Annotated in this window: 12 protein-coding genes and 1 pseudogene; 6 read left to right on the top strand and 7 right to left on the bottom strand. The window is 60.6% G+C overall.

Features of this window, described 5'->3' with window-relative positions; translation table 11 throughout:
* Positions 1–3: 3 nt before the first annotated feature.
* The 4 genes from DVJ77_RS13380 to tkt are packed head-to-tail and all read left to right on the top strand — an operon-like array spanning position 4 to position 6,127.
* Positions 4–732 (top strand): HAD family hydrolase, encoded by a 729-nt coding sequence (locus DVJ77_RS13380; RefSeq protein WP_114846007.1) that lies wholly within the window; start codon positions 4–6, stop codon positions 730–732.
* Positions 729–2,384: a glucose-6-phosphate isomerase gene (gene pgi, locus DVJ77_RS13375; RefSeq protein ID WP_114846006.1), complete on the top strand. Its 1,656-nt coding sequence runs from the start codon at positions 729–731 to the stop codon at positions 2,382–2,384. Before DVJ77_RS13380 ends, pgi begins: the two co-directional genes overlap by 4 nt.
* Complete coding sequence (pgm, locus tag DVJ77_RS13370) at positions 2,381–4,027, top strand: phosphoglucomutase (alpha-D-glucose-1,6-bisphosphate-dependent) (RefSeq protein WP_114846005.1); 1,647 nt, start codon at positions 2,381–2,383, stop codon at positions 4,025–4,027. Before pgi ends, pgm begins: the two co-directional genes overlap by 4 nt.
* Positions 4,028–4,063: 36 nt before the next feature.
* Positions 4,064–6,127: a transketolase gene (gene tkt / locus DVJ77_RS13365; protein WP_114846004.1), complete on the top strand. Its 2,064-nt coding sequence runs from the start codon at positions 4,064–4,066 to the stop codon at positions 6,125–6,127.
* Positions 6,128–6,166: 39 nt separating this feature from the next.
* Here tkt and gnd read toward each other — a convergent pair whose 3' ends face one another.
* The 3 genes from gnd to DVJ77_RS13350 form a co-directional block, all read right to left on the bottom strand.
* Entirely contained in the window at positions 6,167–7,078 is a 912-nt protein-coding gene (gene gnd / locus DVJ77_RS13360; protein WP_114846003.1) for a phosphogluconate dehydrogenase (NAD(+)-dependent, decarboxylating), read from the bottom strand.
* Between the two features lie 90 nt (positions 7,079–7,168).
* Positions 7,169–8,509, bottom strand: a complete 1,341-nt coding sequence (locus tag DVJ77_RS13355) for a glucoamylase family protein (protein ID WP_114846002.1) — start codon at positions 8,507–8,509, stop codon at positions 7,169–7,171.
* A 267-nt stretch (positions 8,510–8,776) separates the two neighbouring features.
* Positions 8,777–9,613 carry a hypothetical protein gene (locus DVJ77_RS13350; RefSeq protein ID WP_343126351.1) on the bottom strand — a complete coding sequence of 279 codons (837 nt, stop codon included), beginning with the start codon at positions 9,611–9,613 and terminating at the stop codon, positions 8,777–8,779.
* A 228-nt stretch (positions 9,614–9,841) separates the two neighbouring features.
* Here DVJ77_RS13350 and DVJ77_RS13345 point away from each other — a divergent pair, with 228 nt between their 5' ends.
* Together DVJ77_RS13345 and DVJ77_RS13340 are read left to right on the top strand one after the other, a co-directional pair.
* On the top strand, positions 9,842–10,555 hold the full coding sequence (locus DVJ77_RS13345; protein WP_114846001.1) for an HAD family hydrolase: 714 nt from the start codon (positions 9,842–9,844) through the stop codon (positions 10,553–10,555).
* Positions 10,552–11,388 (top strand): annotated as a pseudogene (locus DVJ77_RS13340) (NAD-dependent protein deacetylase); the annotation flags it as partial. The gene DVJ77_RS13345 and the pseudogene DVJ77_RS13340, both read left to right, overlap by 4 nt.
* A 10-nt stretch (positions 11,389–11,398) precedes the next feature.
* Here the strand turns inward: DVJ77_RS13340 and tadA are convergent.
* The 4 genes from tadA to DVJ77_RS13315 form a co-directional block, all read right to left on the bottom strand.
* Positions 11,399–11,887: a tRNA adenosine(34) deaminase TadA gene (gene tadA, locus DVJ77_RS13335; protein WP_114845999.1), complete on the bottom strand. Its 489-nt coding sequence runs from the start codon at positions 11,885–11,887 to the stop codon at positions 11,399–11,401.
* Positions 11,888–12,197: 310 nt separating this feature from the next.
* Entirely contained in the window at positions 12,198–13,853 is a 1,656-nt protein-coding gene (locus tag DVJ77_RS13330) for a hypothetical protein (protein ID WP_225427987.1), read from the bottom strand.
* A gap of 68 nt (positions 13,854–13,921) precedes the next feature.
* Positions 13,922–14,095 carry a DUF2274 domain-containing protein gene (locus DVJ77_RS13325; RefSeq protein WP_343126352.1) on the bottom strand — a complete coding sequence of 58 codons (174 nt, stop codon included), beginning with the start codon at positions 14,093–14,095 and terminating at the stop codon, positions 13,922–13,924.
* 210 nt (positions 14,096–14,305) lie between these two features.
* A complete protein-coding gene (locus DVJ77_RS13315) occupies positions 14,306–20,884 on the bottom strand; it encodes a hypothetical protein (RefSeq protein ID WP_114845998.1) in 6,579 nt (2,192 codons plus the stop codon).
* Positions 20,885–20,955 lie beyond the last annotated feature (71 nt).

The raw sequence follows: 20,955 nt of genomic DNA, 5'->3' as shown, positions 1-20,955 counted from the left end.
CGAATGAATCCAGTACAAACCGGTTCGGTCGTCTTTCTACTCGACGTCGACAACACCTTGCTTGATAACGACCGCTTCGCCGACGACGTCAGCGCACGGCTGGAGCAGGCCTTCGGTCGTGCCCAGCGCGAGCGTTACTGGGCGATCTATAACGAGCTGCGCGACGCATCGGGCTATGCCGATTACCTGGCGGCCCTGCAGCGCTTCCGCGATGGCCTGGACAACGATCCGGCACTGTTGCAGATGTCGGCCTTCCTGCTTGAGTATCCGTTTGCCGAACGGCTGTACCCGCAGGCACTCGACGTCATCACGCACCTGCATACGCTGGGCCAGCCGGTGATTTTGTCCGATGGCGACGTCGTGTTCCAGCCACGCAAGATCCAGCGCGCCGGGCTATGGGATGCGTTTCACGGCGAGGTGCTGATCTATCTGCACAAGGAGCGCATGCTCGCGGCCATGCAGCGGCGTTATCCGGCCACGCACTACGTAATGGTCGACGACAAACCGAATCTGCTGGCCAAGATGAAACAAAGTCTCGGCGAAAAACTGACCACGGTATTCGTTCATCAAGGACATTACGCGGCTGCGGCCACGGCTGAGATCAGCCCTGCCCCCGACATCGACATCGCCTGCATCGGCGAGCTGTGCGAATACACGCTCGACGACTTCCTGCTTACCGCCAAAAAATCGACCGCGCCAAAAATAAAGTCACAAGGATCCACTGCACGATGAGCCGCCCCAACCTCACCACGCAACCGCAGTGGCAGGCACTGCAACAACACTTTTCGCAGATCGGTCGGCAGCATCTGCGTGAGCTGTTTGCCGCCGACCCCAAACGCGGCGAGCAACTGACCGCCGAAGGTGTTGGCCTGTATCTGGACTACTCCAAGCAACGCGTCAACGCCGAGACCTTGCGCCTGCTGCGCGAACTGGCCGAGAGCTGCGACTTGCAACAACATATCGCGGCGATGTTCAGTGGCGACAAGATCAACACTACCGAACAACGTGCGGTGCTGCATGTCGCGTTGCGCGCGCCGGCCGGCGAGCAGATTCTGGTTGATGGCCACGATGTAGTACCCGACGTGCACGCGGTACTCGACAGCATGGTCGCGTTCGCCGAACAAGTCCGTAGCGGCGCATGGACCGGCCACACCGGCAAGCGCATCCGCAACGTCATCAGCATCGGCATCGGCGGCTCGGATCTGGGCCCGGTCATGGCTTATGAGGCATTGCGCGACTATAGCCAGCGCGACATGACTTTCCGTTTCGTATCGAATGTCGATGGCACCGATTTCGCCGAGGCCACCCGCGACCTGGATGCCGCCGAAACCCTATTCATCGTCTGCTCGAAAACCTTCACCACACTGGAAACACTGAGCAACGCGCATGCCGCACGCAGTTGGTGCCTGCAGACGCTTGGCGATGACCAGGCCATCGCCAAGCATTTCGTCGCTGTCTCCACTAATGCCGCGGAGGTCAGCAAATTCGGTATCGATACCGCGCATATGTTCGGCTTCTGGGACTGGGTCGGTGGCCGCTATTCGATGGATGCCTCGGTCGGCCTGTCGACCGTGCTGGCGATTGGGCCGGATCGATTCCGCGAGATGCTGGCCGGCTTTCATGCCATGGACCAGCACTTCCGCCAGACCCCTTGGGAAAACAATCTGCCGGTGCTCATGGGCTTGCTGGGCATCTGGAATAACAACTTTCTCGATGCCGCCACCGTTGCCGTGCTGCCGTACGAGCAGTACCTGAAACGATTCCCCGCCTACTTGCAACAACTGACGATGGAGAGCAACGGCAAGCACGTCACGCTGGACGGTGCCGAGGTGGATTACGCCACCGGGCCGATCTACTGGGGCGAGCCGGGCACCAATGGGCAGCATTCGTTCTACCAACTGATTCATCAGGGCACGCGCATCGTACCGTGCGACTTTATCGGCTTCGGCCAGCCGCTAAACCCTCTGCCCGCGCAACACGGCGGCGACCAGCATGATCTTTTGATGGCTAATCTGATTGCCCAAGGCGAAGCGTTGGCCTTCGGCAAAAGCGCCCAAGAAGTACGAGCCGAAGGCACCGCCGAAAGCCTGGTGCCGCACCGCACCTTCGATGGCAATCGACCCAGCAGCACCATCCTCGCCGCGAAATTGACACCGCACGCCTTGGGTACGCTGATCGCGTTATACGAGCACAGTGTGTTCGTACAGGGCGTGATCTGGAATATCGATTCGTTTGACCAATGGGGCGTAGAGCTTGGCAAGCAATTGGCCAAGACCACCATTGCCGAACTCATTGCAAAAGACGAGCCCGAACTCAACCACGACAGTTCGACCAATACCTTGATCCGCCGCTATCGCCATCTGCGCGATGGATTTATCGCATGAGCCAGCGAATCAGCGCTCTTGCCGGCAAACCGGCACCGACATCGGCTCTCGTCGATGTGTCCAAACTGCTGGCCGCCTATGTCGACCTGAGGCCCGACCCCAGCGTTCCGGCACAGCGGGTTGCGTTTGGTACCTCCGGTCATCGCGGCAGTTCGTTCGAGCGCAGCTTCAACGAGTGGCACATCCTGGCGATCAGTCAGGCGATCTGCGAATACCGTCGAAATCAAGGCATCGACGGCCCACTCTTCATGGGCATCGATACTCACGCGCTGTCACAGCCGGCGTTCGAGAATGCATTGGAAGTATTAGCCGCGAACGGCGTGGAAACGATGATTGCCAGCCGTGGCGAATACACTCCGACGCCAGCGATTTCGCACGCGATCCTGGTCTATAACCGTGGCCGTAAAACCGGGCTTGCCGATGGCATCGTCATCACGCCATCGCATAATCCACCGGATAACGGCGGCTTTAAGTACAACCCGCCCAACGGCGGCCCGGCCGACACCGACGTTACCAACTGGGTGCAAAACCGCGCCAATGCCCTGCTAGAAGGCGGCTTGAAAGAGGTCAAGCGCGTGTCGCTGGCACAGGCTCGCCAAGCCGGCACCACGCACGAGCACGATTACCTCAATGCCTATGTCGCCGACCTCGGCAACGTCATCGACTTCGACGTGATCCGTGGCGCCGGCATCCGCATGGGTGTCGATCCGCTGGGTGGTGCCGGGGTGAATTATTGGGCACCGATTGCCGAGCGCTACAAGCTTGACCTGACGGTGGTCAGCAACGTGATCGACCCGCAATTCGCCTTTATGACGCTGGACTGGGACGGCAAAATTCGCATGGACCCATCGTCGTCGTTTGCGATGCAGCGACTGATCGGGTTGAAGAGTACTTACGATGTCGCCTTCGCCTGCGACACCGATCATGACCGCCACGGTATCGTCACCCGCAGCAACGGATTGATGGAGCCCAATCATTATCTGTCCGTACTGATCGACTACTTGTTTCGGCATCGGCCGCAGTGGGGCAAGCAGATCGCGATCGGCAAGACGGTGGTAAGCACCGCGCTGATCGACCGCGTGGTCAAACGGCTCGACCGCCAACTGTACGAAGTGCCAGTCGGCTTTAAATGGTTCTCGGCGGGCCTGTTCGATGGCTCGCTTGGTTTCGGCTGTGAGGAAAGCGCCGGCGCTTCACTGCTGCGCCATGACGGCACGGTGTGGACCACCGACAAGGATGGCCTGGTACCGGCATTGCTGTCGGCTGAAATCACCGCACGCCAAGGCAAGGATCCCGGCGAGTTGTACGAGCAACTGACCCGCGAATTGGGCAGCCCGGCCGCCGATCGTGTTGAAGCCGCCGCTACTCCCGAGCAAAAGGCCAAGCTGGCCAAGTTGTCGCCCGATCAATTGCATAGCGACCAACTGGCCGGTGAAAAGATCGAACAAGTGCTTGATCGAGCACCGGGCAACCACAGCGCGATCGGCGGCATCAAGGCGATCACCGCCAACGGCTGGTTTGCCGCGCGGCCATCCGGCACCGAGGCGATCTACAAAATCTATGCCGAGAGTTTCAACGGCGAAGAGCATCTGCAAAGCATTCTGAAGGAAGCGCAAAGCATTGTTGACGCGGCGCTGGCGTAGCACGCCAGCGCCGCTTGACCCATTGAAGGAATAGCCATGTCCGACCCACTCGATCAGCAATGCATCAACACGCTTCGGTTCTTGTCGGTGGATATGGTGCAACAGGCCAACAGCGGCCACCCCGGCCTGCCGCTGGGGGCCGCGCCGATGGCCTATGCGCTGTGGACGCGCCAGCTCAAGCATCACCCGGCCAACCCGCACTGGATCGACCGTGATCGCTTTGTGCTGTCGGCCGGACACGGTTCGGCGCTGCTGTACAGCCTGCTGCATGTGACTGGTTACGAGCTGTCGCTGGATGACCTCAAGCAATTTCGCCAGTGGGGCAGCAAGACGCCCGGGCATCCCGAGCGAGGCCACACTCCCGGTGTCGAAGTGACCACCGGACCACTCGGCCAGGGCCTGGCCCATGCCGTCGGCATGGCTATTGGCGAAGCGCATCTTGCCGCAAGCTACAACCGCGACGGCCATACCCTGATCGATCACCACACCTGGGCCATCGTCAGCGATGGCGACCTGATGGAAGGCGTGGCCTCCGAGGCCGCCTCGCTGGCCGGACACCTCAAGCTCGGCAAGCTGATCTGCCTATATGACGACAATTACGTGACGCTGGCCGGCGCCACCGATATCACCTTTTCGGAAGATCGCGCCAAACGATTCGAGGCCTATGGCTGGCAAACCATCAGCGTGACCGACGGCAACGATCTTGCCGCCATCAATGCGGCATTGGAGGCCGCCCGCGCCGACACCACCCGCCCATCGCTGATCCTGGTACGCACGCATCTTGGCTTTGGTTCGCCCGAGCAAGACAGCTACAAGGCGCATGGTTCACCGCTTGGCGTCGATGGCGTAAAAAAGACCAAGGAGAAACTCGGCTGGCCCGTCGAGCCGCCCTTTCTGCTGCCGCAAGCAGCATTGACGCATTTTCGCCAGGCAATCACCCGTGGCGCCAAGGCCGAGGCCGAATGGAATGGACGTCTAGATGCCTATACAAAGGCATACCCTACCTTGGCGAAGGAGCTGCAGGACCGACTGACTGGCGAGCTTCCCGCCGGCTGGGATACTGATATCCCGGTATTTCCTGCCGATACCAAAGGCCTTGCCACCCGTGTCGCCGGCGGCAAGGTGATGAATGCCATCGCTGCGAAACTGCCGGCGCTCGGTGGCGGCTCGGCCGATCTGGACCCGTCCACCCATACCGCATTGAAAGGGCTTGGCGACTTCAACCCGATCGTGGCGGTGAATGAGGACACCCAGGGCTCGGACAGTGCCGGCTGGAGCTACGCCGGGCGCAACCTGCATTTCGGGGTGCGCGAACATGCGATGGGCGCGATCGCCAACGGCTTGGCGGCGCATGGCGGTTTCATACCGTATGGCTCGACCTTCCTGATTTTCTCCGACTATATGCGCCCTGCGATCCGGCTTGCCGCACTAACCGGCTTGCACGTTTTGCATGTTTTTACTCATGACAGCATCGCGCTTGGTGAAGACGGCCCCACCCATCAACCGGTCGAGCAACTGGCCAGCCTGCGCGCCATCCCCAACCTCACCTTGATTCGCCCCGCCGATGCCAACGAAACCGCGATAGCGTGGAAGGTTGCGCTAGAAACCCGCGACCGCCCGGTATTGCTGGCGCTGACCCGCCAAGATGTCGCCACGCTCGACCGTACTCTCCATGCCAGCGCCGAGGGCCTGCGCCGTGGCGCGTACGTGCTGCGGGATTACCCGAAGAGCGATACCAAGAATCCATTGCCTGCGCTGATCTTGCTAGCCAGCGGTTCCGAGGTCGGCCTGATTCTGGCTGCTGCCGAACGCCTGCACAGTGAAGGCATCGCAGTGCGTTGCGTATCGATGCCTAGTTGGGAACTGTTCGAAGCCCAGCCGCAAAGCTATCGCGACGAAGTGCTGCCGCCTAGCGTGAGCGCAAGGCTGGCCGTGGAATTGGGCGTCGCCCAGGGCTGGCAACGCTACGTCGGAGACCGTGGCGACATGCTCGGCGTCGAACGCTTCGGCGCGTCTGCTCCCGCCGAAACCCTGCTGCGCGAATACGGCTTCACGGTCGATAACGTGGTAGCGCGAGCGAAGGCATTGCTGGCCCGATAGCCACCCGGTGCCCTCGTACCGCTGCCAAGGTGGTACGCGTTACTTCGGCTCGGTTTTGATCTCGTGTCCACCGAACTCGTTTCGCATCGCCGCCAGCAGCTTGTCCGAGAACGATTCGGTGTCACGCGAACGTAGCCGCTCGATCAGCGACAGCGTAATCACCGGCGCAGGCACATTGAGAGCGACGGCCTCGTCCACGGTCCAGCGACCTTCGCCGGAATCGACTACATACGGCGCAATGCCGGCCATGGTCGGATTCTTGCCCAGCGCATCGGTGGTCAGATCGAGCAGCCATGAGCGCACGACGCTGCCGGTGCGCCAGATCTCGCCGATCTGATGAAGATCGAGGCCGAATTCCTGCTTGTGCTGCAAGATCGAAAAGCCTTCCGCGTATGCCTGCATCAGGCCGTACTCGATACCGTTATGAACCATCTTGGTGAAGTGGCCCGAACCGACCGGGCCGACTCGTCCCCAGCCCTGATTCTTGCCTGGCGCCAGCGTCTCGAAGATCGGCCGCAAAGCCTCCACCGCCTGCTCGTCACCGCCAATCATCATGCTGTAGCCCTCCTTGAGGCCCCACACACCACCACTGGTACCGCAGTCGACGTAGTGCAGCCCCTTGTCGGCATACAGCTTGGCTCGACGCATGCTGTCCTTGTAATTGGAATTGCCGCCATCGATCACGGTATCGCCTGGGGCCAGCAATGACAGCAGCGCATCCACGGTGTCATCGGTGATCTTGCCCGACGGCACCATCAGCCACACCACCCGTGGCAGCGGTAATGCTTTGACCAGCGCCTGCAATGAATCGGCGGAGCCAGCACCATTCGCTTCCAATGCCTTGCGCGCGTCAGCATTCGGATCGAAGCCGACGACTTCATGGCCGCCGCGCAGCAGTCGCTCTGCCATATTGGCGCCCATACGCCCCAAACCCACCATGCCAAGTTTCATTGCGCCTACTCCCTGCTCCACAACAAATAGGTATAAAGATGTCGAAAAATCCGCGTGCCGCCTTGCTTATGCGCGACTCGCGCATGCAGATCAAGATCGAGACTTCGTCGCCTTGGCCAGCCAGCCGCCTTCAAAACCGGCGCGCTGCAGGCCATCGACTACCCAGCGGCAACCGCGCATCAGTTGCCATAGCATTCCACTGCGATGGTTTTCCACCATCAGCAGGATCGGGCCTTGATCCAATCCGAAAAAGTACGGCGACTCCCAGCCATCGGATGCGCCACCGCCCGCAGGGTCGACCCAGGTCTGGTTGAAGCTCGCCTTGAAGCCGTAAGGATGCTGCTCGTGCAACTGCAAGCTGTGGATGAAATGGTGCACGGTCGGCAGCACGATCTCCGGCGCAAACGGCAGCGATGCCACTACCGCCCACGGTGCCAGTGTGCCGTCATCGAGGCCATACGGTGCACCGCGGCCTTCGTAGTCGTAGAACTGGCGTCCGACACCGTCGATCTTCAGCGTCATCGGCCCGGGGCCATCGCTGGCCGAAATGCCCCAGCACTCGGCGGCATAACCCTTGAACCCAAGCGGATTGTCGATCGCATAGCGCTGCTGAATCTGCGTCGCGCGTCGGCTGTTCTCAAAATAATCAATGCCCTTGCCGCGCATGAACACATCTTGGATACCGCGAAGGTCCAGCCAGATATGCGATAGCTGGTGCGTGAACAGCGGCCCGCAATACAGGTAATCGATATCGTAGCAACGCTTCCACTCATAGGTGCAGGCCCATGCCGTAAAGGCGCTCGGCGCCAATGGGTGGGTCGGCGAGCCGAGCGCCAACACATAGAGCAGCAGACCCTCGTCATAGCCTTGCCAGCGATGTGGAATAAAGCCGCTTTCAGGACGCCAACCGTGGCCGATCGTGCCGTCCGCGGCCTGCATCCATGGCCAGTCGGCACGCGCGTATAACGCATGGGCCAGATCACGAATCTCGCGCTGAGCCGGGGTGTCGTCATTGAAATACGCCGCTGCCGCCAACATGCCGGCAAACAGAAAGGCACTGTCCACCGTGGACAACTCGCACTGCCACGCACGACGACCGCTCTGCATATCGAGAAAGTGATAGTAGAAGCCGCGATAGCCGGTCGCATCAGGCTCTTCGCCTTGCGGACTGTCACGGAAAAACCGCAGCGTGGTCAGCGTGCGCTTGATCGCCGCCTGCTTGCTCAGCAAGCCGCGTTCGACCGCAACCGGATAGCTGGTCAGCGCCAGTCCCGTGGCCGCGATGCTGGCCGGCCAGTTCTGCGCGGTCTTGTCTGCCACCAGCCCGTTAAGCGGATGGGTTTCGAACTGAAAATAGGCAAACGCTTTATTCTGCAGATGCTGAAGCTGCTGTCCCGACTGAAGCGGATGGCTAAGCGGTGGGGAGTGCATAGATCGGATCGGGATCTGCCTCGGCTTATAGGGATAGCGCCGCACACCATTCGCGCTAACGAACGCAGACCATCCTACACCGCCTAATAGGCCATGCGGGATTGACTATATGGCGCGGCCGGTGCTACAAACCGAGGCTACAAACCAGCTCTGAGACAAGCTCACAACGCCGCACTGCCGGGTGAAGATCAACACCGCAAGAAAGGCGATCGCAAGAGCCGATAAACAAGATATGCCTTGTACCGACCCCTGCCTGGAGCCATCGCATTACATCGCCACAGCCAAGACAGCCTCACTCGGCGCGACATTCGATACCCTGGCCTGTGTCAACTGAACTGTCCAGAATTCAGCCCACAGATCGCAATAGCGTAGGCAAAGCGCTTGCACTCGGGAATATTGATCGGGAGTGAGTGCCTGGGTCAGGATCAGCCACAGATCGTTTTCGTGATCGTCATCGGCGGCTTCCGCGGTCTCGTCCTCGCTGATGCCATGGACAAAGTAATAACCGTCGTTAACGTCGATGCCTAGCGCTCGCGTCGCCTCGCGCAAGGGCGGACTGAAAAGGATGACCTCCTCCTCGGCTGCCGCTAAAAGCACCACGACATCGAGATAGTTGCCGTAGCTCTGGTCGAGATATTCACGCACGCTTTGCGCAGACTCGCTCGGCTTATAGGACGCCCGTGCCTGCGGCGTTATTCCATAGTCATCAAGCACACGTTCAAAGAGCGGGTAGTGCGCATAGGCCGGATTGCCACGGTAGTAACCTTCGGCGTCAAGCCCAGGGCGAAAGCCGAACTCATCCAGATCATTGAGCGTGAGCAGAAACCGCGGCGCCAACTTGGCACCGGGGTGCAGGCGCGGCTCAAGCTGACGGCTTTGCAGTTGAGCGGCCAGCAAGGCGTCGGTGAATATCTGCACAATCGCGTGGCGATATTCCAGATGGATGCGTTGCATCGTAGTGCGACCGAGCGTGCCGCTATTGAGTGTCTCGATAGCAGGATGCCTGGCGACCGGGTGTTGAGCGATCAGTTGTCGCAAGCTTTCAACGAATAACGCGTTGCGCTGCCAATCCTTCTCGCTAAGGCTCGCCCGCATAACGGCCACGGCCTTCCTGCGAGGTTGATCCAAATCAACCATCTGCGTAGGCATATAGATTTCCCCCTGTGCCTGACTGTGCCGAACCGGCACAAAACCAAACGTTTGGCCTTTTATCAGGTTGACTCGCTCGTGTAAAGCAATGCCCATCGCAGTACTGACCTGCGATGCTCGCTCACCACGTATTTAAGCCATGCGTTATCGTGTGCGCTCCCCTTCAAACGGCAGATACCTCACGTGATTGAGTTGGTGGGTTTTGATGGCGATGACACGCTATGGCATAGCGAGGGTTACTACCAGGCTGCCAATGGCGAATTCGAACGGATCCTGGCGCGCTATGTCGATCTGACCGACACGCATCTGCATGATCGACTGCTGGCCACTGAACGTCGCAACCTTAGGCTGTTCGGCTATGGCGCCAAAGGTATGACATTGTCGATGCTTGAGGCCGCGATCGAAATCACTGAGTCGCGTATCAGCGCCGCCGACCTGCATCGCATCATCAGCATCGGCAAAGACGTACTTTCTCATCCGGTCGAATTATTGCCCGGCATTCGCGCGGCAGTCGAGGCGGTTGCGACGCGGCATCGCGTGGTGCTGATTACCAAGGGCGACCTGTTTCATCAGGAACAAAAAGTGGACAGTTGCGGGCTGAGCGATTTGTTTCATCGCATCGAGATCGTTTCGGAAAAAGACGAACGTGCTTATCAACGTGTATTCACCGAATGCGCGGTCCGTGCTGAGCAGTTCGTCATGGTGGGTAACTCGCTGCGTTCGGATATCGCACCGGTGGTAAAGATGGGCGGCTGGGGTATTTACATGCCTTACCACGTGACCTGGGCACACGAAGCGGATACCGATTTCGCTGCGGAATCATCGCGCGTGGTCCAAGTTGCAGCGCCCGATGGCATTGTTGGCGCGCTATCCATGCTGGACGCGCGAGCGGCATGAATCTCCACCTGCCATCCCTTTTGGACAGTGGCCTCGAACGAGATCGGCAGCGACTGCGTGATTTCATTCAGAGCCATACCCGGCTCTTCGTGCTGACCGGCGCCGGCTGCAGCACCGACTCCGGCATCCCCGATTATCGCGATAGCCAAGGCGGCTGGAAACGACCGCAGCCGGTGACTTACCAAGCCTTTATGGGCGAGCAGCAAACCCGCCAGCGTTACTGGGCACGCAGCCTGGTTGGCTGGCGCCGGTTTGGACGCGCACGCCCCAACACAAGCCATCATGCCCTGGCCAAACTCGAGGCGGCCGGCACTCTGCCATGTCTGGTGACACAGAATGTTGACCGCCTGCATCAAGCCGCAGGCAGCAACAACGTCATCGATTTACATGGCCGCCTGGATCGCGTGCGTTGCATGAGTTGCGAAACTCGCCTGCCCCGTGAAGCTTTTCAGGCCGAATTGACGCGTCTGAATCCCGACTGGGCAAGGCTCGAAGCTAACGATGCGCCCGATGGCGACGCCGATCTCGATGAGCTGGATTTCTCCAGCTTCCAGGTACCGCCCTGCCCTTACTGCGATGGCCTGTTGAAACCCGATGTGGTGTTCTTCGGCGAGAACGTGCCGCGTGAGCGTGTCGAAACAGCCATGCAGGCCGTGCAAAGCGCGGACGCCATGCTGGTGGTCGGCTCATCGCTGATGGTTTATTCCGGCTATCGGTTTGTGCTCGCCGCTGCCCGACAGGGCAAGCCCATCGCAGCGCTCAACATGGGCCAGACCCGTGCCGATGCCCTACTCAGCTTGAAGATCGAGCAACCATGCGCATCGGTGCTTGCATCGATGTGACTTAACGCCGCGAACGGAAAAAGTCGCGCAGCATCGCAGCCGATTCCTCGGCCAACAGCCCGCCCTGCACTTCAATGCGGTGATTGTGGCGCTCGGAAATCAAGATATCGAAAACGCTGCCGGCGGCGCCGGTCTTGGGGTCGGTAGCGGCATAGACGACCCTGCCGATACGCGCGTGCACCAAGGCCATCGCGCACATCGCGCATGGCTCCAGCGTCACGTACAGGGTGGCGCCAGGCATGCGGTAGTTCGCCAGCTTCTCGCCAGCGGCGCGTAGCGCTTGAATCTCCGCATGCGCGGTGGGGTCGTTCAAGGTGATATTACGGTTCCAGCCCAGGCCGATGATGTCGTCGCCCTGCACCAGCACCGCGCCCACGGGCACTTCATTTTCGGCGTCGCGCGCATGCGCGGCCAACTGCAGCGCGCGCCGCATATAGCTCCCATCCTGCTCTGAGAACGGCGCTGGCTGACTTATGTTTTCGTCTGTCATTTCAATACATCAATACATCGTTGAGCTGGATTCACTCCCATTCGATCATCAACAGACCGCCCAAACCCCCGTGGTAAAAGGATTTGGCTGTGCTCAATATGGGCCTTTACCGTCGTCTTTACCGTCACGCGCGCGGGCTTTTTGCCGACGCGGGAGATGGGGCAATTTGCAGAGCGACGACTCTAGCAACCGTATTGTCAACCATCTCGAAGGATACCGAAAACAGGAAATCCTTGTCACACCGATGCCGATGGTTCGTTCATAGGCTCCTTAGACGTCGGGAGCATGACATGGCCCCAGCGGATCGGGCTCACGTCTTGAAAATCTCTCTCGAACGCCAACAGGCCCGCATGTCCAGGATGGTTTTCGACCGCCAGCGCCACCATCGCCCTACAAGCATCCATGTCACCAACCAGGCGGTACCTTTCAGCCAGATCAAGGATGATTCCTGTCTCGAAAACTCTCGGGAATCGCAAGCCGCTCGCGGCCGCTCGACGCCGTAGATAGCCATCCACGGTCCGCCGATGTACCTCCAAGGCCAGTCAATCGTTTGGCCAGACAAATTGTGGGCAATCAGCGATTCAGAACCGGGTTCACCGAGTTCACTTTCGATCAATGCCTTGAGAGCGGGAGATGTCGCAGCAGAGTCATTTTCTGACACATGCCAATTGAACAAGAAATGTAAAGCCAAATACGGCAGCCTAAGAGGCTTCTTTATAGTGGCTGCGAGCTCAGCAACCTTTGTCAGCACTTCGCGCATATCAGTGATGACCGCGCCAGGCTGTTTGAGGAGACAAGACGCTAGTTGTTGAAGAAATCCCTCCAGCTTGTCCCTGCCAGCCTTTGTAATATCCCCCTCTGCACGCCCGACCCAGTACTGAGGAGCCAACTGCATCTGCATAATGCCGCTTCGTTCCAGATGATAGTCGTATGGTTCACGGTCGACTGGCGCTTGCCTCATCACAAATTCAATAATGATGCTGCGCATCAAGCGAGCCAAGCCCTGCAAAGTTAGATGCGTTGAGCGTCCATCTAGTGCGGTTTCCGCGTAACCGTGCCCCATGGTCACCATGTCCGGCAGTCGCCGGAGTTGATGCACGTACTTTGACCGTGATTGATAAGCCAAGCCGAGAACTTCCGCCAGATCAGATCTAGCCAGCCGAAGTCCATCTCCCCCGGACGACTCACGGAAATAGGCGGGCGTCGTATGTGCAATCGCGAACTCCCGGAAACGACGGCCCAAGGCGACATGCTCAACGCTTAAAAGCGCTTCTCTGACGCGCTGGGCCGTGACTTCGTCAGCCGCAGACAATGCCTCATCCACTGCTTTGCGCTTTCGCTCATCAAACGAGTCCCAGTCACTTTCATGACCGTCAAAGTCCTGAGCAAGCGACTCCACGGAAGCCACCAGTAGCGTGTATGCAAGCTCCAGATCATCTGCGATGCGGTGCATCCCATTGACATAGGTACGAAGCGCCCGCATCACACCAAGAAAGGTGCTTCGCGGCAATCCGATCAGCCTGTTGGTAAAGTCGCTGAGGAACGCATTGTCCTCCGGTCGGCACCAATATTCCTGGTCGAAGAACCGGCGAACAAGTTCCTTCGGAGCGACCCTCGTGGCCAGCCCACGTCCGCCGCTTGTTAGCCGCCGTGCCAAATCAACGTCTGGCGTGCACGTGCAGTTCAACGCAAATGAAACAACTACCGAAAAATCCTGAAGGTAGGGATCGACGGTCGATGAAACCAGCACGCCAGCCGCTTCCCCCTCACCCTCCATTCGTTCAAGGAATTCGTATATCAGAACGTGAGGACGAATCGAATAACTTGATGACGGCAAAAGACACCCAGCAGCAGTGTCTATCGATTCCTCTCGCGCAAAAATCGCGTTTGTGTAGAGCATGCCTCGCAAGCGGTTTTCTCTCCCCACTGCGTTCGAAAAGAGCTTTCCTGTCGCGATTTGAAGCACATGCCCTCCATATTTTTGGCGGATTCACAGGAGCAATTGTAACTTTTTAGATACCCGCCTTTACTTTCCTATTTTCCGTCGCAACAGCCCTCCCCCCCGTCTGAACCCCGATCGCCTGCCATGAATGCTTCCAGCATGTGCGGAATCAGTGTTGTCGCATCGACTGCCTCGCCGTAGGTCTGCGTGTGCAACATGGCGTAGCGGTCGAGGACGGCATGCTTTGACACAACCGGCTGCGGCAGGTCGGGGCGTGCCCACCCCGCCGCCCATGGCGGTGGGGCGCCATTGACACCTCACCCGCGCCAGCGGCGACCGATCGGCGTGCCGCGCCCAGACGCGCGTCCCCTCGACGCGCGCAAGCCCCCCGCGCGGCGGCATTTCAAAACCGGATGTCCACCTACGAAAATCCCGCCCTGTTCGGGCGGGCTCGCGTGAGGGGTGACACCGCCCTCTTAGTCAGACGATAGACGTTCGATGATGATTCGATACTGCTCTTCGCTCATCGGTGGATCGTTGCGCCGAGCTAGCCATTCATCGGGCAGGCCAGCGATCGCGCGGAACCGCGGATAGAAATCGCGCCGCCGATCGGGATCGAGCGTCGCAAGCGCTTCCTTAGCTTGTCGAGAGAGGCCTCGTGGCGACCAAATCTGGCCGCGTTCGTCGATGACGATTACCAGCGACCGATGGGTAAAGCCGCTGGTGTCCCCGGCACGTCCGCTCGACTTCCCTCGATGGTATTTCTGGAGCGTCAATGCAACGACAAGACGACGCTCGGAAACCTTGAGCAGGGCAAGCAATGTGCCAGGACTGACGAGCAAACGGTATCCCGTCTCGCTCCACGCGTACTCACCCCGACCGCCCTCCGCACCCCAGGCTTCGGCACGATAGGCGGTTCTGCCGTCGACTGACCAGCGGCGGACCACCTCATCATCCGCGACCGTCCCCAACAGGTCTCGCGTCCAATCCGCTGGGAAAGGCCGATCGAGTGCGGTGGCGCCGCCATAAGGATCATACCGATCGAGTTGGCGCTCGGTGTTCGGTGTCTTCGCGACCCACGGCTGAACCGTGTGACCGCCATCGCCGAACTGACGAGCGATCTCATCTTCATCGTCAGGCAACCATCGAAAGAAGGCTTCCGCTGACAGCACGGCCATGACCGCCGCTCGCGCATCGCCAGCGTTCGCCAGCACGCTTTGCAGCGTGACCGTGGTGTCTCGCCCGATCGACCAACGTCCTGCGACCGGAAGCCAATCCGCCGCCACCTTGCCGTCCAGCACGCCGAGCAACGGCGCGAGCAGCTTACTGTCTTCGCGGACGGCGTTGCGCTCACCGCTCTCCGGCATAGGCATGTCCGCCTCCGGGGTGAGGTCGAGCGGAAAGGGATCGGTGAGATCGGCCAGCCAGAGACCGTCGTTTCTTGACAGGGTGTATTCCATCAGAAACGCGGCCCAAGCATCACCGTCCCAATCCTCGCCGACCACCGCTCGTGTCGCGAGCAACTCACCCGCCACCAGCATGAGCGCGTGCCATCCGAGGTATCCCCCGTATCGATCTCGGTTCGGAACATAGCCCGACGACCAAGAGGCGTCATGGCTCCCGCTACGTGGGCAATCGTGCATGCCGCGAACGGTGGTGTCCCACTGTCGCACCCATGCGCTGATGCGATCTTCCACCTCCCACCCTGGACAAGCGAAGACGCGGCACAAACGCTCGACCTGATATTTGTTGAAGTCGTAGTCGAGATGGAAGCCATCCTCAGGTTGCGGCGAGGCATCTGGCCTGGGGGCATACCGGAGCTCGCGATAATCGGCGCGAGGGGTCGCTGGGAAGGGCGACTGATTGGCCGCGTCGAGCTTGGCGATAAGTGCTTCGCGCTCCTCGGGTGCCAGTGCATGCGCAAGCTCGCGCAGTATGTCTATCGCGAACGCACGCATGACGACGTGCGGAAACTCAGCAGAAAAGGCAATTCGCTCGAAGAAGGCGCGATGCGAGGCCAATGCGGGAGCCGCGTCTTTCGCGACGCGAGCGAGCGCAATCAACAGCCAGAGCTCCGCATGCATGGCATAGAAAGGCAGCTTCGCATCGCCGAACGGCACGCTCGGCGCAGACCCAAAGCGCGCCATCAGTCGTTCAACCACATCGGAGCGCCCCGCCACCACCAGGCGCCTCACCGCATGGGCTGCGCGCCAGCGCATGGCAGCGATGGGATGGCCAAGCCTCGCCCACACGAGTCCGGCGACGAATGTCGCCTCGTCAACGGGAACGGCAAAACGCGCGTCCCACGGTCCATCCCCAACTTCGGGCGGCAGCTTCTCACCAGTATTGGCCAGAAACCGTTCGAGGCCTTCCGCCATGGCGCTGGCACTGACGTCAGGCGCCAGTCGCGCGGCAAGGGCGAGCCAGGCGTTACCACCAAGGTTATCCGCCGTGCTCCGGAGCGCGGCGACTACGTGCTCGACAAGGGTGGCGCGATCGGCATGAAAATGCTGCTCCAGCCCCCGCCAGCCGCCCCACGCGTCGGTGCTTGAACTGGCGAGCTCGGCGGCATGCTTGGTCGCCAGGCGCAGTCCCAAGGCAGGCAGCGCATCACGCATCGCCGCCGACGACTTACCCCACGCCTCCAAGTAGTCGTCTAGGGCGTGGATCTTGTCGGCAAGCGTGGCAGCCGTTGCTTCCACGACAGCACGAACGAACCCAAGGCGCTCGGCCGGAGAGTTGGCTTGCTTGGCCAAATCTATCAGTGTCCGAACGGGCCAGCGCCGCCCCGACTGGTCAATCTCCTGGTCGAGTATCTGACGGTCGATGTTGTCTGAGTCCGTGAGGTCCACCGGGAAGACGGGAGGTGGCTCCGGCACGGTGGACGGCAACAGGACCGTCCGCGATTCGGATGTGGGTCCAAGGCGAGCGAGCAGGCCCGCGATGCGTGTTCGAGCAGGAGAAGCGACAGGCAGGCTGCGCTCAACGAGGTCATGGAGCCTTTCGATGGTCTCCCGTCCAGGCGACAGTTGATCCTCGCGATCCATCTCGACCAGAAGGAGATCGAAGAGCCATTCCCGTCGCTGTTGAGGTAGCCGGTCTATGACCTCCGACGCGAAATCCGCGATCCGCCACGTCCACGTTTCGATTGGAGCAGCCAATCCAAACAGAGCGACGGCCGCTTCAACAGAAAGCTTCGCATCACGAACGAGAACCGTTAACGCGGGACCGAGCGACAGTCCGAGCCGCGCAGCGTCGCGATCGTCCAACCGTGCCAGCGTCGCCAATGTCGCCCGACCAGCCATCGGCACCATCGATTCCGCGTATTCCGTCCAGGGGAATTTGCCGTCCTCGTTCTGATTCAGTTCGAGGATACGTGCCAGAGTGTGCGCCGCCGCCGGCGACAGTTCGGGCCCCGAATAGTGGCCGGTCAGCTCCAGCAAGTGATTGGTACGATCGAAGTCATCCGATCCAATGGCCTCGGCAAGATCGAGCGCACGACGAAAATAGGCCGCCGCCTCCTCGGTGCTCACTCGCCAGGCTGCGCGAGCGAGATTGCCGTAGGATGAAATGCGGGATCCGACATCGGTGTCGAGTTGGATCTTGCGCTCGATCTGGCCAGCGAGGAGGAGCGCAGCATCATGGCACGGGGGGAGGCGCGATAGTCGAGTTACCACATGGGTCAGTTCCGGCGTGAACAGGCCCGGTGCACTCGCTGCCCACTCGACCATACGCTTCGCAAGTGCGGCGTTGAGCGCACCTAGCGCGTCGGCAAGGTCGAACATCACTCGAAATCCGGTTCGCGCGAGATAAGCCTTCTCATCCCGATACGGATAGTTGGATGACTGCTCGACATCACGGACCAGTCGGTCAAAGGCGGCCGCCACCATCTCGTCCCGTGTCGTTCCACTCGGCGGACGAATGATGTCGGCGACATCCTGCGCATAGTTCAGCATCGGCAGGATCCGGCCGCTGAGCGCACGCGCGTAGTCCGATCGCTTTTCCTCGTCGATGTCACCGCGCCTCTTGCGTCGGCGCCGAGTTCCATCGTACGTCGGAGCCGCCAGCTTCTGGGTAAGCACCCGACTGAACGTCGCTGCGCCCCGCGATCGCGCGCTAGCAGGCACCAACCCGATGAATTCCGCCGGCACCATGTCCATCAAGGTGGCGCGCTTCCGGCTCAAGGCGGCGCGAGCGCCAGCAGCCAGGACAGTCACGTGAATCGCGCGGTCGCTCGAATACTGACTGGAATAGTCATACACGCTAGGCGGTGTAAGTGCCGCTCCCGCGAGGATGCTGGCTGCCTCGCTCTCCATGCCGAGCTCTATCGCCCGTGCCGATGCCAGCACGCTGGCCATCGCCAAGCCCTCCCTTTTGCCATTCGCAGAAGATGCCGCCGCAAGTGCCGCAACAAGTCCTCTGGCGTAGGCGGGATCACGGCCGACAAAGGGAAGCGCGGCGGCGTAGAGTGCGCGAGATGGCAGTCGGCAGCGCAACAGCCGCGTTGCGATGCGCGTCTGGGGCGGATGGGCCGAACGCTGGTGTCGATCCAGAAGCTCGAACAAGTCCTGAAACTTGGCGAAGGCCACAGCGTCGTCTCGACGGGCGAAGAACTCGGCAACGCGCACGTCATTGCCCGCCAGCATCTCGACATAGGCGAAGCCAATATCGTCCCACTGCCTTGAGGTGCTCGATTCGCTAAAGCGCGCGCTGCGTTTGGAATGCGCAGCCCAATTGTGCCAATCGATTGAGCGCCGAGCGTGACGACGGGCCTCATCTCGGTCGCCTGCGAATGCGTTGGCCAGTGCTAGCGCGGCGTGTTTTCCCCCAGGCCAGCCGACCGTGGTTGCGGAAAGCCGTCGCAAGACTTCGGGATCCCCAGCCACAGCGGCGAGATCAGGATGCTCGTATAGGAAGCGATCGGATCGCTCATGACCCGCTGCAACGAGCGACGCTTCCAGCAGTAGGCGCAGAAGATCGTCGCGCCGGTTCAGCTCGCCCACCTGGGCTATCGCGGCCGTGATCCGCGATAGCCGGATGTCGCGTGTGCTTACCTGTGAAGCGCCCCGGGGAACGCGCAGGTCGTAGGCCAGTTGGATGAGTTGGTCGGCATCGCGTAGCGAGGTAAGCAACGCGGGCAGTGCCCTGGCGGCATAGTTTGAGGTGAGCTGACGTTCTTGGAGCGCGGCGATAACGCGATCTCGACCGGCCTGACTCGCGCCGTAGCTCGATCGGATCAGGGTCTCGGTCGGTTCATCGCGGAACATCAGGCCGTGTGGCGTTCGCTCAAGCAAGGGAGCGAGGTCAGCCGCGAAGCTCTCCACCTGCTCCGCGATCAAGCCGTGAGCCGCAGCAAGCTCTTGAATGGGAACGGGCGGCGCCAGCAAGGCGATGCCCGTGAGCAGGAGGTCAATGTCCGCATCGCTAGCACCACGCGCGCGTGCCGTTTCGCGCGCGTCGGCAAGACGCTTGCGAAGCAACGCGTCGAGCAGATCGTGCGGCTCTTCCGGGGCGTCCGGGAAAGACACGGGATCAAACGGCCGTCCGGTCGCAATCAGGTTGTCGAGACAGCGCGGATTGCGACCGGACCGCGTCAGCAGCGCGGCGATCTCGTCGGCCGATGCATCCGGCACGCGTCGTTCAACGAGGGAACGTACTTCCGCGTCAGTGAACAGTGGAACAGTAAAAAGACGGTGTGAGGCATTGCCGGTCGCCAGCGCGAGCCGTTCAGTCCGGCACGATGCAACGACACGAACGCCATCGATGGGATCAACGCTTAGGCTGCGCATGAGCAGGTGTGCGAACGATGATGTCACCGTTTCCCGCGCGGCAAGCCCGGCGTGATCGATCGCATCGAGCACCAGTGAAACACAGGCATCGCCGCGAGTTCGCCGAGCCGTTTCCACCGATTGCGCGAGCCGTCGGCGGAATGCCCTTAGCAAGCCCGTGACATCCGCCAGAGGCAACAGAATGTCGCACAGTCCTTGCCCGGCCATGAGATTGGCAAGGTGGACAAGTGTCCTTTCCGGGAGGTGCCGACCGTCGGCGGGATCCCGCCAGCGACCGGCGCCGAAGCCATCGAAGAGCACCACGGGTCCATCGGCTTGCAATCGATCCGCGAGGCCTTGCATCAAAACGGTCTTACCCATGCCTCCTGCGGCGTGGACGATGAGAGGAAGACCCGCTTCACGGGCGAGGATTGCAAGGTCGTCGAGCGCGTCGCGCTGAATGACGACCTCAACCTCGGGGAACGCGTCCGGCGTGGGATATAGGCGGTCCTCATGCTCCACTTCCAGCTCAGCCAAAACCGCTACGCGATCAATGCGTTTGTCCGTCTCGCTACCAGGACCGGCCTTGATCCTGATGAGATTCCGCAACTTGAGCAGGCGTTTCTCCGCATCCGGATCCCCTGGTTCGCTCCATGCGGCGAGGATGGTTGAAATCGCTCGCTCCGCCTCGGTCAAGCTCCCCTTGCTGCCGACCAATTCCAATCGTCGCAGCAGATCAGAAAAGGGATGGGGATAGTCTTTCAGCGCTTCTGCGATCTGGCCGGCTTGACGGGCTACATCACCGGCTTCTTGCGTGCCCGCGATAACCGCGGTGATCGCCTTCCCAAGGTTCTGGTGGATGGGCCTGTTCGTCGCAAACTCATAGCGCACCACGGCGAGAACATGATCGTCGCCATGCGTCGCCCGAAGCTCGGCATCGGTCACGGCAAATTTGGCAAGCGTGGATGCAAGGTCCACCGCTCGAACGGCCGTGTCGGCGCTTGCGATCGAGTACTTGAACTGAACGACCGAGACTCGATGCGCTTGAGCAACATCGGTGGCACCGTGGTACCGAACGAGATCGGCAATCTCGACCGCACCGGTTCCCAAGCTCTGCTCGTCTCGTTCATCGAATCCCTCGAGCGTGATCGCGGTAAGGTCGGTCGACGGCGGCAAGAGCTCAAGAGCGGTACGCGCGGCCCAAGCTTCATGAAAGGCATGGCCCGCCTTGGATGCGCGAACTTTGTCGATTTCTATCGGCGCTGTGCCCGTATCGTTGTCATTCATGATCGGCTCCGTTCCCAGCCCACCAGGGCGACGGTGCACGCGCTGTCTGCCTGTCGGCACAGAGCATCATC

The organism is Dyella tabacisoli (assembly GCF_003350925.1).
In the GTDB taxonomy this organism is placed as follows: domain Bacteria; phylum Pseudomonadota; class Gammaproteobacteria; order Xanthomonadales; family Rhodanobacteraceae; genus Dyella_C; species Dyella_C tabacisoli.
The sequence above is the reverse complement of the archived record's forward strand: the minus strand, read 5'-3'. Positions and strand labels throughout refer to the sequence as shown.

What these genes read in the sequence shown, in the direction of transcription:
- pgi (WP_114846006.1), top strand. Translation starts at nt 729, where the DNA reads ATGAGCCGCCCCAACCTCACCACGCAACCGCAGTGGCAGGCACTGCAA.
- DVJ77_RS13315 (WP_114845998.1), bottom strand. Translation starts at nt 20,884, where the DNA reads ATGAATGACAACGATACGGGCACAGCGCCGATAGAAATCGACAAAGTT.
- DVJ77_RS13380 (WP_114846007.1), top strand. Translation starts at nt 4, where the DNA reads ATGAATCCAGTACAAACCGGTTCGGTCGTCTTTCTACTCGACGTCGAC.
- DVJ77_RS13355 (WP_114846002.1), bottom strand. Translation starts at nt 8,509, where the DNA reads ATGCACTCCCCACCGCTTAGCCATCCGCTTCAGTCGGGACAGCAGCTT.
- pgm (WP_114846005.1), top strand. Translation starts at nt 2,381, where the DNA reads ATGAGCCAGCGAATCAGCGCTCTTGCCGGCAAACCGGCACCGACATCG.
- tkt (WP_114846004.1), top strand. Translation starts at nt 4,064, where the DNA reads ATGTCCGACCCACTCGATCAGCAATGCATCAACACGCTTCGGTTCTTG.
- tadA (WP_114845999.1), bottom strand. Translation starts at nt 11,887, where the DNA reads ATGACAGACGAAAACATAAGTCAGCCAGCGCCGTTCTCAGAGCAGGAT.
- gnd (WP_114846003.1), bottom strand. Translation starts at nt 7,078, where the DNA reads ATGAAACTTGGCATGGTGGGTTTGGGGCGTATGGGCGCCAATATGGCA.